Origin of the sequence: Pseudomonas sp. UBT (genome assembly GCF_050915955.1) — a bacterium.
In the GTDB taxonomy this organism is placed as follows: domain Bacteria; phylum Pseudomonadota; class Gammaproteobacteria; order Pseudomonadales; family Pseudomonadaceae; genus Aquipseudomonas; species Aquipseudomonas antarctica_A.
In genome coordinates this window covers 1,934,533-1,949,626 of sequence record NZ_CP168079.1, presented here as the reverse complement: position 1 = coordinate 1,949,626, position 15,094 = coordinate 1,934,533, and the positions used below count along the sequence as shown (strand labels likewise).

Genomic DNA, 15,094 nt, shown 5'->3' with positions numbered 1-15,094 from the left:
AAGGAAAAGTCTGCCTTGATCGTAAGAAATTCCCTGAGATGGGCGTTTGAAGGTTAACACCGCGACTTCCGGCAGAAAGCCGGTGCAATATATGGAAACAGATCGGTGCACGCGTGACGGCAAGCCGCCCACCGGCGTCCCGTTAGGGAGAGCGCTGCAAAGAGTTCAGCACCCGTAGAGGTGCCGCCCCCCAACCAATGCCTACAACCCGTGAGTGTGCTATGGAACCCGGAAACGCCCAGCTGTCGATGACGGTATTGATGACCCCTGACATGGCCAACTTCTCAGGCAATGTCCACGGCGGCACCCTGCTCAAGTACCTCGACGAAGTGGCCTACGCCTGCGCGAGCCGTTACGCGGGCCGCTATGTCGTCACGTTGTCGGTCGACCAGGTGATCTTTCGCGAGCCGATCCATGTCGGCGAGTTGGTGACCTTCCTTGCCTCGGTCAACTACACCGGCAACACCTCAATGGAAGTGGGCATTAAGGTGGTGACCGAGAACATCCGTGAGCGCTCGGTGCGCCATACCAACAGCTGCTTTTTCACCATGGTGGCCGTGGACGACCAGCGCAAACCCGCCGCCGTACCGCCGCTGCAGCCGCAGAACAGCGAAGACAAGCGCCGGTTTGTGCAGGCCCAGCAGCGTCGGCAGATTCGCCAGGAGCTGGAAAAGCGCTATCAGGAAATCAAAGCCGACGCGCCGTAAGCCTCAGGCTGTAAATCCAATCAAGTGTGGGAGCCGGGCTTGCCCGCGATGGGTTCACCTCGTTTTTCAAGTTGCACCGCGGCGATGCCATCGCAGGCAAGCCAGCTCCCACACTGGGTTTTGTGTGACTACAGACTGATCGGCGTGGCCTCGAAGCGTACCCGGGGGTGGGCGATACGGTCCTGGGCGCGTACCAGTTCCAACTCGTAACTGGCGCAGGCCTGGGTTTCCAGCAGCACTTCATGCACCGCCGCCGCCGTAAACTCGAAGGCCGCCAGCAAGCTGTCACCCAACAGCACCCGCGCCAGGAACAGCCCTGACGTCAGGTCGCCCACGCCCACCGGCTGGCGCGGGAACGCCAGCAACGGCCGACGCAAGTGCCAGCTGCCGTCGGCAGTCACCAGCAGCATCTCGAAACCCTCCGGCAATTTGCCCGGGTAATCCAGGTGCTTGACCAGGACCGCCTTCGGCCCGCGTGCCAGCAATGCCTTGGCCATGCCCAGGCAGTCGAACAGCGATTGCGGCTTGCGCCCGGCAAAGCTGTCGAGCTCCAGCTGGTTGGGGCACAGGAAATCCGCCAGGGCGGCCGCCTCGTCCAGCAGGAAATCGCTGACTTCCTGGGGCACGATACAACCCTTTTCCGGGTGACCCATCACCGGGTCGCACAGGTACAGGGCCTTGGGGTTGATGGCTTTGATCCGCGCCACACCCGTCAGAATCGCACGGCCCTGGTCCGCACTGCCGAGGTAGCCGGACAGCACCGCATCGCAGTTGCCGAGCTCGCCAATCGCGGCAATGCCTTCCACCAGTGCCGGAATTTGCTGCGGCGCCAACACTTCGCCCGCCCACTGGCCATACTGAGTGTGATTGGAGAATTGCACGGTGTTCAGCGGCCAGACGTTCACCCCGACCCGCTGCATGGGGAACACGGCGGCGCTGTTTCCGGCGTGGCCAAAGACCACATGAGACTGGATCGCAAGCAGATGAGGTGTGCGTTTCATGCGGGGGATTTCCGTAAAGCCGTTGAAATTCTGGCCGCGCAGTATGCGACTAAACACAGCCTATACGACAGACCAGAGACACAGTTAAGCTGCTCTCACTTTGTTGGAGTTCATCGCATGCTGACCCTGGGAAACATCTTTGTGTTGATGCTGCTGGCGACTGGCGCGGCTTGGGTGTGGCACAACCACGGCCTGCGCGAGCGGGCGCTGGAGCGGGTCAAGCAACACTGCGCCAAGCTCGACATCGAACTGCTCGACGGCGCGGTGGCGTTAAAACGCATCGGTTTTGTGAAGGATGCCAAGGGTCGGCGGCGCCTGGCACGTATCTATAACTTTGAGTTCACCGTGACCGGCGAAACCCGCCATCCCGGGACTATCACCCAGTTCGGCGCCCACAGCGCGCAGATTGAACTAGCGCCCTACCCATTCGAGATCAAGACGCCGCTGCCCAGCGCGGAAGTGATCGAGCTAAGCCAGTGGCGCCAGGACCACGCCACCAAGACCCGTCACTGACGACAGGCGGCCAGCGCGCTCTGCAATGCGACTACGTCCTGTGGCTCGCTGAAAATCAATTCAATGCGCGAATCGCGGCGCCACTCGCTGGGTTGCCAGACGAGTGGGCTTTTATCCACAGCGTTGGCGCTGACCCACCCATGGCGGCTGTGGATAACCAGTTTGGCGCGGCGCCATGCAAGACTTGTCAGCCAATGGGACAGGCGCCCGGTTTCGAATTGCTGGCTCGGGTGCCAACGCCAACCGATGCTCCAGCCACCCTCTTGAGCCTGGCTCAGGCAGATGGGTAGTGTGGGATCGCTCCAGATGGCTGGCATCTGCGCCAAGCCTTTGGGCACATCGAAGTTATCCACAGGGGCGCCAGCTTTGGTCTGGAGGCCCGGCAACTGCGCGAGCGGCAAGTGCGCCTGGCGGGTCCAGTAAAGCGGGCAGTCGGGTAATTGTCTTTCGACGGCTTGGCGCTGCGCGGTATCCAGCGTTTCGTCCTTGTTCAATACCAGCAGCCCGGCGCTGGCCAAGGTCTCGCGCTGCGCTTGCGGCAAGGGTTTGCCCGCCGCCAATGCCTGGGCATCCAGCACCAGCACACAGGGCTGGACCGCCAGCACGTTTTGCCAGGGTGCTTCGCGCAATTGCTTGAGCAATTGTGCGGGATGGCCCAAACCCGAGGGCTCGATAAACAACCGATCCGGTTTAGCCTTGCGCAATAAGCGGCCCAGGCCTACCTGGAACGGTGCACCATTCACACAGCACAAACAGCCACCTGCGACTTCGCCCAGGGCAATGCCATCGTCGTCCTGGGTGAGTAACGCCGCATCCAGGCCAATCTGCCCGAACTCATTGATCAGTACCGCCCAGCGCTCGTTGGCCGGGCGTTGGGCCAGCAGGTGCTTGATCAGGCTGGTCTTGCCGGCGCCCAAAGGCCCGGCAATCACGTGAGTAGGAATGTTCTGCAGCATGATAGGCATCATTCAGACCGTGTAGAGAGCTTGATCCTACCCGGTTATGCCAGCCAATCCAGCGTCAGGATCAACCGTCGCTCATCGGCCTTGAGCGCCGGCGAGCGGTGAATCAGGCCATGGGCTTCGTTGCCGTGCCACTTGGTGCCCTTGAGCAAGGCCACCTCGCCACAGTCGATTTGCTCAATGCGATCGGTGGGTTCGGCATCCGGTTGGCTCAGTTTTCGGCGGTCCATCACCCCTTCGCGCAACCACTGGCTACCGATTCCGGCGTAGGTGGTAATCAACCGAACAGGCACATGGTCAACGTGAAAACGTGGGCACATGGCCTTGTCCTACAGGCGCAAACGCACGCCAATACGCTTGGCACCGAGCAGGCAGGCGAACGCGCTGACCAGCCACGACACATCGGCGATAAACCCTTCGTAGCCTTCAAGATCACGGCAACTTGACGCCAAACCCTGCAAATTCGGCTCGGCGTCTTCGTTGTTGAGTTCGATCACCAGGGATTCGGCCAAAGGCTCATTCAGCGCCACCAGCAAGGCGCCGAATTCGGCAATATGATGGGGCAATTGGCGCCGCCATATCGCCAGGTTTACGCCTTCTTCCAGGATATCGGACAGTGCCAGCGGGGTTTCCCCGCGGGTCTGACGTATCACGGGACGCAGGGGGATAACCGGTGCCAACATCACGCGACCTCTTCATACCAAGGGCCAAAGGGGTCGGCCAGCAAGCGCCAACTTTCGACACCCAGAGCCATTTCGTCATCCGTGAGCAAACAGGCGTCCAGCTCGGCGCGCATCTGGCTGAAGTCGATGTTTTGCCCGATAAACACCAGCTCCTGGCGGCAATCGCCGGTGCTCAGCTGCCAGTTGCCCATGATCGCCGCCACGCTTTCTTCGTCCTGAGGCCATTGGCTTTTCGGCACAAAACGCCACCAGCGCCCAGCAAAGCCATGGCGCATCAATCCTCCGGCCTGGGACCAACTGCCCGCATCCTGATGCTTGCTGGCCAGCCAGAAAAAGCCTTTGGAGCGCAGCAGTTTGCCGTTTACCCACGGACGGTCGATGAAGTTGAAAAAGCGCTGCGGATGAAATGGCCGGCGCGCACGATAAGCCGTGGAAGCGATGCCGTATTCTTGCGTTTCCGGCACATGTTCACCGCGCAATTCCTGCAACCAGCCAGGGGCCTGGGCAGCGCGTTCGAAGTCAAAGCGGCCGGTGTTCAGGATCTTGTTAAGCGGCACCTCACCCATGACCATCGGAATGATTTCTGCTTGGGCGTTGAGGCGCTCGAGGATGGCCATCAGTTCTTCGCGTTCGCGGCTGCTGATCAGGTCGATCTTGCTGATCAGGATCACGTCGGCGAACTCGATTTGCTCGATCAGCAGGTCGGTGATCGAGCGTTCATCTTCTTCGCCGAGGGTTTCGCCGCGTGAGGCCAGGCTTTCAGCGGCCTGGTAGTCGAGCAGGAAGTTCATGCCATCCACCACGGTGACCATGGTGTCCAGGCGCGCAATATCGGCCAGGCTTTGCTCGTTTTCATCACGAAAGGTGAACGTTTCTGCCACGGGCAACGGCTCGGAAATACCAGTGGATTCGATCAACAGGTAATCGAACCGACCTTCCTTGGCGAGTTTTCCGACTTCTTCCAGCAAGTCTTCACGCAAAGTGCAGCAGATGCAGCCGTTGCTCATTTCTACCAGTTTTTCTTCGGAGCGATTCAGGGTGACATCACGCTGAACCTCGCTGCCGTCAATGTTGATTTCGCTCATGTCGTTGACGATCACCGCCACCCGCAGGTTTTCGCGGTTGCGCAGGACGTAGTTGAGCAGCGTGCTTTTACCGGCGCCTAGAAAACCGGACAACACGGTAACGGGGAGACGATCTGGCATCAGGTATTCCTCATCAGGGTTGGCCGGTCAAATCGCCCGTTTATGGCGTTCGCGCAGCTCTTCACGTTCTTTGGCTTCGATACTCAAGGTGGCGGTGGGGCGCAGTAGCAAGCGTTGCAGGCCAATGGATTCGCCAGTGTCACGGCACCAGCCGTATTCGCCGCGGGCCAGCAGTTCGAGGGCGTCGTCGATCTTGTCCAACAGCTTCTTTTCCCGCTCAAGCAGGCGTAGTTGCCATTGGCGCTGTTCTTCGGCGCTGCCCATATCGGCGGGGTCGCTATTGGTTTCCTGCTCACGCAGCACCAGGAACTGGCCCTCAATGCGCGCTTGCAGCTCAGTACGCTGGGCAAGCAGCAATTCACGGAAGAACCTTTGCTGGGCTTCATTCATGTAGTTGGCGGGCGGTTGGGCCAGCAGGTCTTGTTCAGTCATAGGAAGCGGGTCACGGGTCAGGCTGTGGTTTTATGTTATAGTATAACAATACAAATAAGCTAATCCCGACTTGCTCACCACGACGAAGGGCGCAATGCTTGAGCACTTCCCTTGCCCCGAGAAACGCTATGAAACGCCTGTTGTACGCCCTGTTATTGGCAGCGGCAGGACCTGCCTGCGCCCAAATGCCAAGCCTGTTGGCGAACTGCACGCGCAGCGCCAACCTGCTGGCCTGCGTGGATCCGTTGGGGAATGCCTACAGCGTGGCGACTGTCGGCAGCACCACGTACTTGCGCGGTTTCGAGGTGATCGGCAAACGCTACTGGGCACAAACCAACAGCCGCTATGGGCAGCTGACGTTCTTTACTGGGTTAACGTCCGACGGAGAGGCGTGGGTCGGCTACACGCGACGCGTGGGCTGGACCACCCTCAACCGGTTTTCCAGCTCAGGTGGCACCAGTGCCAAGTTCACGTGCAGCCGTATGACCGGCTGTTAGACCTGGCCGTTCTTCTGCTCTTGAACCCAGGCCATGTAGCTGTTCATCGGTGGGTTCTTCTCGAAGTATTTTTTCAATCCCTCAAACAGGCCATCCGCCACCGCCTGTTGATGACGCGCAGTCACCAACCGCTGGGCGTCCTGGGTATTAGAGATAAACCCGGTCTCGACCAGAATAGAGGGGACGTCCGGTGATTTAAGTACCGCAAAACCAGCCTGCTCCACGCGCTTCTGGTGCAGCGTGGTGATGCTCTGCAGGCTGCCCAACACCGAGCTGCCCAGTTGCAGGCTGGAGGCGATGGTGGCGTTCATCGACATATCGAGAATCACCCCGGCCAACATCGGGTCCTTGTCCTTGAGATTGAGCAAGGTCGTGGCTCCCAACAGGTCCGCGCCGTTTTCGCGCTGCGCCATAAAGCGCGCCGTAGCGGAAGTTGCGCCCCCTTCAGACAACGCATACACCGAGGCACCGGATGCCGTGAGACGTGGCGCGGCGTCGGCATGCACCGAGATAAACATATCGGCCTTGTGCTGGCGCGCAATGTCCACACGCTTGCGCAGCGGCACGAAGAAGTCATCGTTGCGCACCAGTTTCACGTCAAAGCCCTTCTCACGCTTCAAGCGTTTGGCCAGCAATTGGGCGATCGACAGCACCACGTCTTTTTCGCGCTGGCCCCTGGAGCCGATGGCGCCAGGGTCTTTACCGCCGTGGCCGGGGTCAACCACCACGATGATGTCGCGCTTGGGATGCGCTTTGTCTACCGGCGCGACCAGAGGAGGCGGTTCAGCGGCTATTTGGCGCGGGGCATGAGTGGCGTTGGTCAGGTCGAGCACCAGGCGATGACCTTGGCCATCCTGGGGCGGCAATAAAAAGCTGTTGAGCTGCATCGGCGCGGCCAGGTCCAGCACGATGCGTGTGTCGCCTTTGCCGAAATGCCCGGAGCGGATCGAAGTAATCCCGCTGTTCTTTAATGCCAGCTGAGAAAAATCCCCCGACAGCCCGGCGCCGCTCAGGTCGATGATCAAACGTTCCGGTGAGGTCAGGGAAAAGGTCTTGTATTGCACCGGGCCGCTAAGGTCGAACACCAGCCGCAGTTTATCGTCCGAGCGCCACAGGCGCGCATTGCGGATCTGCGTGGCGTAGGCCCCCAAAGGCAAGGTGAACAGGGGACTGACCAGCAGCAGGTTGAGGAGCTGACGTCTGTGCATGACATATACCGCAAATAGAGGAGCGTCCCTGCTCGACATGACTGAAGAAAGGCTGGAGCAGAAAAATCATCGTCGATTCAATAGTTATAATATAACATGTCTTTTTATTTCCAACGATGGACCTGCCCATGAATGCGCTGACTCTGCCGGATATTGCCGCGCAGGCTTCACGCCAAGCTGTGCCGCTCGACTGGGTAGGCATGTGCGGCATTGCCCTGCCGATCCTCATCGACGGCCAACGCTTGACCGCCACTGCCGATGCGGGCGTCAGCCTGGACGATGGCGAGGCCCGTGGCATTCATATGTCACGCCTGTACCTGGCCCTGGAAATGCTCGACCAACAGCCTCTTACGCCTGCGCTTCTGCGTACTCTACTTGAGCGCTTTCTTGAGAGTCATGAAGGTTTATCTAAGAACGCCTACCTGCGTATCCACGCGGATTTGCTGCTCAAACGGCCCGCGCTGGTCAGCCCTTTAACCGGCTGGAAAGGCTACCCGGTGAGCATCGAAGCGCGCCTGGAAAACCAGATGTTCCACGTGGAACTAAAAATTGACGTTACTTACTCTTCAACCTGCCCTTGCTCGGCCGCGCTCGCCAGGCAGTTGATTCAGCAGCAATTTCTCGAAGATTTCGCCAACACACCACTGCAGCACGAGGATGTTCTGACGTGGCTTGGCAGCGCCAACGGCATCGTCGCCACGCCCCACAGCCAACGAAGCAGCGCAGAACTGTCCATCCAGCTGGACGCCAACCAGTCCACCTTGCCCCTAACCGACCTGATCAACGACGTTGAAACCGCCCTCGGCACTGCCGTGCAAACCGCTGTGAAACGTGCGGACGAACAAGCCTTCGCCCTGGCCAACGGGCAGAACCTGATGTTCTGCGAAGACGCCGCCCGCCGCCTGAACCTCGCCTTGAAACGCTCGGATGCCGTCAAAGCCTTCCACTTGAAAGTGATCCACGCCGAAAGCCTGCACGCGCACGATGCCGTGGCTGAAAGCCGCTGGACGAGAGACTCTGCATGATCACCTGTAACGCTTTGCGCTGGGGCGCCCCCGGGCAACCGCTCACACCGGCGCTGGATTTGAAGCTGGAAAAGGGCAGCCTCACCGGCATCATCGGCGCGAATGGCACAGGCAAGAGCAGCCTGCTCAAGGTCATTGCCGGCCTGCAAAAGCCGCTGACGGGCAACGTCAGCGTGGATGTTCCACGCCGCGGCGGCCTGTCATTCCTGCCCCAGCAACAACATTTGGATCGCCAGTTCCCGATCAGCCTGCAAGAGTTGGTCGCCGCCGGTTTCTGGGGCACCCAGCTCACCCCGCAACACCGTAGCCAACGGCTGCAAGCGGTGCTGGAAGACTGGTGCCTCAGTGGTCTGGAACACCGTCCGTTGATGGCGCTGTCCGGCGGCGAACTGCAACGCGCCCTGCTCGCTCGCATGAGCCTGGCCGAAGCGCCAGTCCTGCTTCTCGACGAACCTCACGCCGCCCTCGACGAAGAAGGCCAGGCGCTCTGCTGGAAACACATTCACGCCTGGCACGATGAAGGCCGCACACTGATCGTCGTCTGTCATGACTTGGCGTCGGTGCGTCACCACACCCAGCAAGTGGTGGAGATCAAAAGCACCGGCTGCCTATTCGGCCCCAGTAAAGAGCTGATCCGCCCGCAACCGCACATGCAGGTGGCCTGATGCACTTCGCCGCCCATCTGTGGATGCCATTCCTCGACTTTGTCTTTATGCGCCGCGCGCTCATCGGCGGGCTGGTCCTCGCTTGCAGCACCGCGCCGCTGGGCGTGTTTCTGATCCTGCGCCGCATGAGCCTCATCGGTGACGCCGTTGCCCATGGCATCCTGCCCGGCGCCGCGCTGGGCTTCTGGTTTGCCGGCCTCAGCCTGCCCGCCCTGACCATTGGTGGCCTCGGCGCAGGCCTGAGCATGGCCGGCGTGTCAGCCTGGATAACCCGCCGCACCGGCCTGCGCGAAGACGCCAGCCTCGCCGCCATCTACCCCATCTCTCTCGCCGCAGGTGTATTGATTCTCGGCATTGCCGGCAAACGCCTGGACCTTTTGCACCTGCTGTTCGGCTCAGCACTGGCTGTCGATGAAACCACCCTGACCGGCATGCTCTGGGTGTCCGGCTTCAGCCTGATCGCCATGGCGCTGATCTACAAACCACTGCTGCTGGACACCCTTGACCCACTGTTCCTGCAAACCGTCAGCCGCCTCGGCCCACTCGCCCACGGGTTATTCCTGACCTTGGTGGTGCTGAACCTGGTGATTGGTTTCCAGGCCATCGGCGCGTTAATGGTGGTGGGTTTGATGATGTTGCCGGCCATTGCTTCACGCTTCTGGAGCCGGCGCCTGCCGGTGTTGATCGCGGTATCGGCGGTGCTGGGATGCCTGTCGGTGTGGTTGGGTTTGTTGCTGTCGTTCTACTACTCGCTACCCAGCGGCCCGGCCATCGTGCTGGTGGCTGGCGGTGGGTATTTGCTGTCCGTGGTCTTCGGTCCGGTGCACGGCTTGCTGCGCCGCCCGCCCTTGCTTACATCCCAATGAGGTGTTTCCCGATGCGCGCTCTACTCGTGCTGTTCAGCATTCTGCTGCCATTGTCGATGGCTCAGGCCGCCGACAAACTTCAAGTGGTTACCAGCTTCAGTATTCTCGATGACATCACCCACCAGATCGGTGGCGATCACATCCAGATCAGCAACATGGTGGGCCCGGACGCCGACGCCCACACCTACGAACCGACACCGGATGACGCCAAGGCGCTGCTCAAGGCCAAGGTCATCATCAAGAACGGCCTCGGCTTCGAACCCTGGTTGGACCGCCTGGTCACCAGCACCGAAACCAAAGCCACCGTGGTCACCGCCAGCAAAGGCGTGATCTCCCACACCATGGAAGAAGACGGCGAAACCATTCCCGATCCGCACGCCTGGCATAACCTGGCCAACGCCGAAATCTATGTGAACAACATCACCAAGGCGCTGGTGGCCGCTGACCCGGCGAACAAGGCCGACTACCTGCGCAACAGCCAGGCGTACCTGAAAGAGATCTACCGCCTGCTGGCCGAAGCCAAAACCAAGTTCGGTGCATTGCCACCTGGCAACCGCCGCATCGTCACCTCCCATGACGCGTTCGGTTACCTGGGCCAGGCCTACGGCATTCAGTTCCTGGCACCTCAAGGGCTGTCGACTGAGCGTGAACCATCGGCCGCCGAAGTCGCTGCGCTGATCACCCAGATCCGCAAGGACAAGGTCAAAGCCGTGTTCATGGAAAACATCAAGGACTCGCGCCTGCTCAAGCAAATCGCGGATGAAAGCGGCGCGCAGATCGGCGGCACGCTGTACTCCGACGCCCTCGCCGCTGAAGGCCCGGCCAGCACCTTTACCGGTCTGTTCGAGTACAACCTCAACACCCTGTGCGCCGCCCTGAGCAAGCCATGACCTTGAGCATGCTCGACCTGGAAGGGGCTGCCATTGGCAGCCGCTTTCCACTCGAACAGGTACTGAACGCCCTGCCGTGGAACAGCGATGGCTTGATTGCCGCCATCGTCCAGCAACACGGCAGCGGCCAGGTGTTGATGCTGGCCTGGATGAACCGCAAGGCCCTCGATGAAACCCTGGCCACAAGGCGGGCCTGCTACTGGTCGCGCTCGCGCCAGCAACTATGGCGCAAAGGCGAAAGCTCCGGCCACTGGCAGCAGTTGGTCGAAGCGCGTCTGGATTGCGACGGCGACGCAGTGCTCATGATTGTCGACCAGCACGGCCCGGCCTGCCACACCGGCCGACCCACCTGCTTCTACAACGCCATCGACGGCGCCTACGTTCACATCATTACGGAGCCCGCTGCATGATCCGCAAGAACCCCTCCGGCGATCTGCCGGTGATTGCCGAATCAGCCTACGTCGACAAAACCGCCATCATTTGCGGCAAGGTCATCATCGGCGAGAACGTGTTCGTCGGTCCCTACGCCGTCATCCGCGCCGACGAAGTCGACGCCAGCGGTGCCATGGACCCCATCACCATCGGTGCGAACTCCAATATTCAGGATGGCGTGGTCATCCACTCCAAATCCGGGGCGGCGGTGACCATCGGCGAGTTCACCTCCATCGCCCACCGCTCCATTGTCCACGGCCCCTGTTCCGTCGGCGACCGCGTCTTCATTGGATTCAACAGCGTGCTGTTCAACTGTGCCGTCGGTGATGGCTGCGTGGTGCGTCATAACTCGGTGGTCGACGGCCGTGACTTGCCCGCCGCCTTCTACGTGCCCTCCACCACCCGCATCGGCCCGAACACCGACCTGTCGCAATTCCCGCCGGTGAGTGTCAGCGCCTCGGAGTTTTCCGAAGACGTGGCGCGCACCAACGTCGACCTGGTGCGCGGTTACAAAGCCCTGCAAAACGAGTTCTGAACCATGAGCCGCCTGCTGATTCGCAATGCCCGCCTGGTGAATGAAGGCCAGTTATTCGACGCTGATGTACTGGTCGCCAATGGCCGTATCGAGAAGATCGCCACCAGCATTGAAGGCTATAACGAACCCGTAGAAATCGACGCCCAAGGCCAATGGCTGCTGCCGGGAATGATCGATGACCAGGTGCACTTTCGCGAACCCGGCGCGCCCGAAAAAGGCAGCTTCTACAGTGAATCCCGCGCTGCAGTGGCGGGTGGCATCACCAGCTTCATGGACATGCCCAACACTAACCCCGCCACGCTTAACCTAGGGGCCCTGGCCGATAAGAAGCGCCGGGGCGCGTTGCACTCGGTGGCCAACTACGGCTTTCACTTTGGAGTCAGCAACGACAACCTCGACACGGTTGCCGCCCTGGACCCGCGCGAAGTGGCCGGGGTGAAAGTGTTCATGGGCGCCTCCACCGGCAACATGCTGGTGGACGACCCACGGATTCTGGAGCGACTGTTTGCCGAAGTACCCACCATCCTGCTCGCTCACTGCGAACACACGCCGAGCATCCTGGCCAACGAGCAACGCCTGCGCGAGCGCTTCGGCGAGCATATTCCCGCCGTCGCCCACCCGCTGATTCGGGATGCCGAAGCCTGCTATCGCTCATCATCGTTTGCAGTGGAACTGGCCAAGCGTCATGGCACGCGCCTGCATGTGCTGCACCTGACCAGCGCCATCGAGTTGGCGCTGTTCGAAGATAAACCCCTGGCCGAAAAGCGCATCACCGCCGAAGTCTGCCTGCACCATCTGCTGTTCGATGACCACGACTATCACCGCCTCGGCCACCAGATCAAATGCAACCCGGCGATCAAGACGCGCGCCGACCGCGACGCCCTGCGCCAGGCCTTGCTGACTGACCGTCTGGATGTGATTGGCAGTGACCATGCGCCGCATACCTGGGCGCAAAAACAATTGGGCTATCGCGAAGCGCCGTCCGGGCTGCCGTTGGTGCAGCACGCGTTGCCGGCGTTGTTGGAGTTGGTTGCGGACGGGCTCTTGCCCCTGCCGACCCTGGTGGCCAAAACCAGTCACCGGGTGGCCGACCTGTTCGCCATTCCCGATCGTGGCTACTTGCGCGAAGGCTATTGGGCCGACCTGGTGCTGATCAAACCCGAGCCCCAAGGCAAACCCGTCAGCAGCCAGCCGATTCTCGCTCGCTGCGGCTGGACGCCCTTCGCCGAGCGCAGCTTTCGCCACAGCGTCAGCACCACGCTGGTGTCGGGCCACCTGGCGTGGCACAACGGCCAGGTGGTCGACAGTTGCCAGGGCTTGCCCCTGCACTTTCTGCGTTAAGCGCGGGGTTTGACCGTACCGCAATCGTTGCCCAGCCACTGTGCGTGAGTGTCCAGGCTGCCCTTCTGCTGAACGCCGGTCGCATTGAAAGTGCCATTAACCGTCGTGGTGAATTCCTGCTGGCTCTGGAACGTCGCTACACCGGTGCCCTGGGCTTTCGGGCAGCTGAAACGAAACTTCCACTGGTTGCCGGTCTTGTCGGTCACTTGCTGTTTACAGCCCGATTGCGGGTCAGTCAGCGGGATTGAATCAGAGGCGACCTGGGCCGGGGTGAGGCACACCTGCACGCCTTTGCCGGCCATGGTGATGCCCTGTTTTTCCAGCATCGCGCGCTGTTCAGGGGTCATCTGTTGTTTGAGCTGACCGAGGATCAGCGACAGGTCCGGCAAGTCCTGGTTATCAACTTTCATATTACTGGTGGTCAATTCCCACAAGCCCGGCGCCAGCATCTGCGCCTGAGCCGCCACGGGCAGCGACAATCCAACAACCATGGCCAAACCAAGCAGACGAGCATTCATCGGGTAACTCCTGGATAATTGTGGGCGTTAGACGCCGCAAAGCTGCCAGTGTTGCACGGCAAATAAAATAGCGACATTCACCGTCGAACATGGTCTGTTAGGCACTTGGTTGCCTGGAGTTACGTCGTTCATGGATTTTTTTGGCCCGCACTTGCTCGCCTACTTCATTGCCACGCTGCACTTTCTCGGGACTCTGGCCGCGATTCACGCGGTGCTGACCGTCAGGACCGCCCAAGGCTCAATCGCCTGGGCCTTGTCGCTGATGTTCATGCCTTACCTGACGCTGATTCCGTACCTGATCTTTGGTCGCAGCACTTTCGACGCCTATATCCAGGCGCGTCGCCAGGCCAACCAGGAAATGCACACCGCCATCACCGCGCTGAACTGGCGCCCATGGGTCGATGAGGCGCTGGCCGCACGCAACTCCAATGCCTACGCGTCCCTGCGCGCCATGCCCAAATTGGGCCGAATGCCGTGCCTGGCCAACAACGAAGTACGCTTGCTGATCAATGGCGACGCTACTTTCAGCGCAATCTTCGACGCTATCCGCACGGCCAAAACGGCGGTGCTGTTCCAGTTTTTTATCATTCATGACGACGAACTCGGCCGCCAACTGCACACCTTGCTCAAGGAAAAGGCCGCCGAAGGCGTAGACATCCACGTGCTCTATGACCGCATCGGCAGCCACGCCCTGCCCTATCGTTACGTGCAATCCCTGCGCGACGCTGGCGTAAAGGTTAAAGCATTTGCCACCCGCAGCGGCTGGCTCAACCGCTTTCAGGTCAACTTCCGCAACCATCGCAAGATCGTCGTAGTGGACGGCATCACCGGGTTTGTCGGCGGGCATAACGTCGGCGATGAGTACCTGGGCAAAAAGCCGCCATTGGCGCCATGGCGCGATACCCATGTGCAGGTCACTGGCCCGGTCGTGGCATGCCTGCAGGAGTCGTTTGCCGAAGACTGGTTCTGGGCCGCACGCGAGCTGCCGCCGCTGATCCTGCCGGACACTTACCCCGAAGACGGCGTGCTCTGCCAACTGCTCGCCAGCGGCCCGGCTGACCCGTATGAAACCTGCTCGCTGTTTTTCGTCGAAGCGATCCATGCCGCGACTGAGCGAGTGTGGATCACCAGCCCCTATTTCGTGCCCGACGAAGCCGTGTTCGCCGCCCTGCGCCTGGCAGTTTTACGCGGGGTGGATGTGCGCCTGCTGCTGCCGTCGCGGCCCGACCACCGCATTGTGTATGCCGCCTCCAGCCTCTACGCCATCGAAGCGGTGCGCGCCGGCGTGCGGGTGTTCCGCTATAAGCCAGGCTTCCTGCATCAAAAAGTGGTGTTGGTGGACAGCGAAATCAGCGCCATCGGCAGTGCAAACATGGACAACCGTTCGTTCCGGCTTAATTTCGAAGTGATGCTGCTGACCGTGGACGAGGCGTTTGCCAGCGAAGTGGAACAGATGCTGCTGGACGACTTCGCCCTCGCCCATGAAGTCAGCCAGGAAGAAAGCCGCGAAACCCGCCGCCTGCAACAACTGGGCATGCGAGTCGCGCGTTTGATATCACCGATTCTTTAACAGCCAACACAGAATGAATGTGGGAGCGGGCTTGCTCGCGAAGG

17 protein-coding genes and 1 pseudogene are annotated in these 15,094 nt (G+C 60.6%); 11 read left to right on the top strand and 7 right to left on the bottom strand.

The window, feature by feature from the left end; translation table 11 throughout:
• Positions 1 to 221 precede the first annotated feature (221 nt).
• Positions 222 to 707: an acyl-CoA thioesterase gene (locus ACDZ94_RS08865; protein WP_053258732.1), complete on the top strand. Its 486-nt coding sequence runs from the start codon at positions 222 to 224 to the stop codon at positions 705 to 707.
• Positions 708 to 835: 128 nt separating this feature from the next.
• On the opposite strand, the gene pdxY is transcribed toward ACDZ94_RS08865, so the two are convergent.
• On the bottom strand, positions 836 to 1,708 hold the full coding sequence (gene pdxY, locus ACDZ94_RS08860; protein WP_064454787.1) for a pyridoxal kinase PdxY: 873 nt from the start codon (positions 1,706 to 1,708) through the stop codon (positions 836 to 838).
• A gap of 117 nt (positions 1,709 to 1,825) precedes the next feature.
• On the opposite strand from pdxY, the gene ACDZ94_RS08855 reads away from it, so the two are divergent.
• Positions 1,826 to 2,221 (top strand): DUF3301 domain-containing protein, encoded by a 396-nt coding sequence (locus tag ACDZ94_RS08855; RefSeq protein ID WP_064454788.1) that lies wholly within the window; start codon positions 1,826 to 1,828, stop codon positions 2,219 to 2,221.
• Here the strand turns inward: ACDZ94_RS08855 and ACDZ94_RS08850 are convergent.
• From ACDZ94_RS08850 to dksA, 4 genes and pseudogenes are all read right to left on the bottom strand, one after another.
• Positions 2,215 to 3,177 carry a CobW family GTP-binding protein gene (locus ACDZ94_RS08850; RefSeq protein WP_064454789.1) on the bottom strand — a complete coding sequence of 321 codons (963 nt, stop codon included), beginning with the start codon at positions 3,175 to 3,177 and terminating at the stop codon, positions 2,215 to 2,217. The two genes, ACDZ94_RS08855 and ACDZ94_RS08850, sit on opposite strands and share 7 nt — an antisense overlap.
• A 44-nt stretch (positions 3,178 to 3,221) precedes the next feature.
• Positions 3,222 to 3,866 (bottom strand): annotated as a pseudogene (locus tag ACDZ94_RS08845) (DUF1826 domain-containing protein).
• The gene (gene zigA / locus ACDZ94_RS08840) at positions 3,866 to 5,071 is read right to left on the bottom strand and encodes a zinc metallochaperone GTPase ZigA (protein ID WP_064454791.1); all 1,206 of its coding nucleotides are present in this window, start codon (positions 5,069 to 5,071) and stop codon (positions 3,866 to 3,868) included. Before zigA ends, ACDZ94_RS08845 begins: the two are co-directional and overlap by 1 nt.
• A 27-nt stretch (positions 5,072 to 5,098) precedes the next feature.
• Positions 5,099 to 5,503, bottom strand: a complete 405-nt coding sequence (gene dksA, locus ACDZ94_RS08835; protein ID WP_064454792.1) for an RNA polymerase-binding protein DksA — start codon at positions 5,501 to 5,503, stop codon at positions 5,099 to 5,101.
• A 128-nt stretch (positions 5,504 to 5,631) separates the two neighbouring features.
• Here dksA and ACDZ94_RS08830 point away from each other — a divergent pair, with 128 nt between their 5' ends.
• Positions 5,632 to 6,000, top strand: coding sequence for a glutamine synthetase (locus tag ACDZ94_RS08830; RefSeq protein WP_432751350.1), 369 nt, complete (start codon positions 5,632 to 5,634; stop codon positions 5,998 to 6,000).
• On the opposite strand, the gene ACDZ94_RS08825 is transcribed toward ACDZ94_RS08830, so the two are convergent.
• Positions 5,997 to 7,208, bottom strand: coding sequence for an N-acetylmuramoyl-L-alanine amidase (locus tag ACDZ94_RS08825; protein ID WP_064454794.1), 1,212 nt, complete (start codon positions 7,206 to 7,208; stop codon positions 5,997 to 5,999). The genes ACDZ94_RS08830 and ACDZ94_RS08825 overlap by 4 nt on opposite strands.
• A gap of 128 nt (positions 7,209 to 7,336) precedes the next feature.
• Between ACDZ94_RS08825 and folE2 the strand changes: the two genes are divergently transcribed.
• The 7 genes from folE2 to ACDZ94_RS08790 are packed head-to-tail and all read left to right on the top strand — an operon-like array spanning position 7,337 to position 12,962.
• Complete coding sequence (folE2, locus tag ACDZ94_RS08820) at positions 7,337 to 8,233, top strand: GTP cyclohydrolase FolE2 (RefSeq protein WP_262666604.1); 897 nt, start codon at positions 7,337 to 7,339, stop codon at positions 8,231 to 8,233.
• On the top strand, positions 8,230 to 8,898 hold the full coding sequence (locus ACDZ94_RS08815) for a metal ABC transporter ATP-binding protein (protein ID WP_432751349.1): 669 nt from the start codon (positions 8,230 to 8,232) through the stop codon (positions 8,896 to 8,898). Before folE2 ends, ACDZ94_RS08815 begins: the two co-directional genes overlap by 4 nt.
• Positions 8,898 to 9,764 carry a metal ABC transporter permease gene (locus tag ACDZ94_RS08810; protein ID WP_053258743.1) on the top strand — a complete coding sequence of 289 codons (867 nt, stop codon included), beginning with the start codon at positions 8,898 to 8,900 and terminating at the stop codon, positions 9,762 to 9,764. The genes ACDZ94_RS08815 and ACDZ94_RS08810 overlap by 1 nt, the downstream gene beginning before the upstream one ends.
• 11 nt (positions 9,765 to 9,775) lie before the next feature.
• A complete protein-coding gene (locus tag ACDZ94_RS08805; RefSeq protein WP_064454797.1) occupies positions 9,776 to 10,654 on the top strand; it encodes a metal ABC transporter substrate-binding protein in 879 nt (292 codons plus the stop codon).
• Positions 10,651 to 11,064 carry a phosphoribosyl-AMP cyclohydrolase gene (gene hisI / locus ACDZ94_RS08800; protein WP_064454798.1) on the top strand — a complete coding sequence of 138 codons (414 nt, stop codon included), beginning with the start codon at positions 10,651 to 10,653 and terminating at the stop codon, positions 11,062 to 11,064. The genes ACDZ94_RS08805 and hisI overlap by 4 nt, the downstream gene beginning before the upstream one ends.
• On the top strand, positions 11,061 to 11,621 hold the full coding sequence (locus tag ACDZ94_RS08795; protein WP_048721911.1) for a DapH/DapD/GlmU-related protein: 561 nt from the start codon (positions 11,061 to 11,063) through the stop codon (positions 11,619 to 11,621). Before hisI ends, ACDZ94_RS08795 begins: the two co-directional genes overlap by 4 nt.
• A gap of 3 nt (positions 11,622 to 11,624) precedes the next feature.
• Positions 11,625 to 12,962, top strand: a complete 1,338-nt coding sequence (locus ACDZ94_RS08790; RefSeq protein ID WP_407017531.1) for a dihydroorotase — start codon at positions 11,625 to 11,627, stop codon at positions 12,960 to 12,962.
• Here the strand turns inward: ACDZ94_RS08790 and ACDZ94_RS08785 are convergent.
• Positions 12,959 to 13,480 carry a DUF3617 domain-containing protein gene (locus ACDZ94_RS08785; protein ID WP_053258748.1) on the bottom strand — a complete coding sequence of 174 codons (522 nt, stop codon included), beginning with the start codon at positions 13,478 to 13,480 and terminating at the stop codon, positions 12,959 to 12,961. The genes ACDZ94_RS08790 and ACDZ94_RS08785 overlap by 4 nt on opposite strands.
• A gap of 130 nt (positions 13,481 to 13,610) precedes the next feature.
• Between ACDZ94_RS08785 and cls the strand changes: the two genes are divergently transcribed.
• A complete protein-coding gene (gene cls, locus ACDZ94_RS08780; RefSeq protein WP_064454800.1) occupies positions 13,611 to 15,050 on the top strand; it encodes a cardiolipin synthase in 1,440 nt (479 codons plus the stop codon).
• Positions 15,051 to 15,094: the final 44 nt, after the last annotated feature.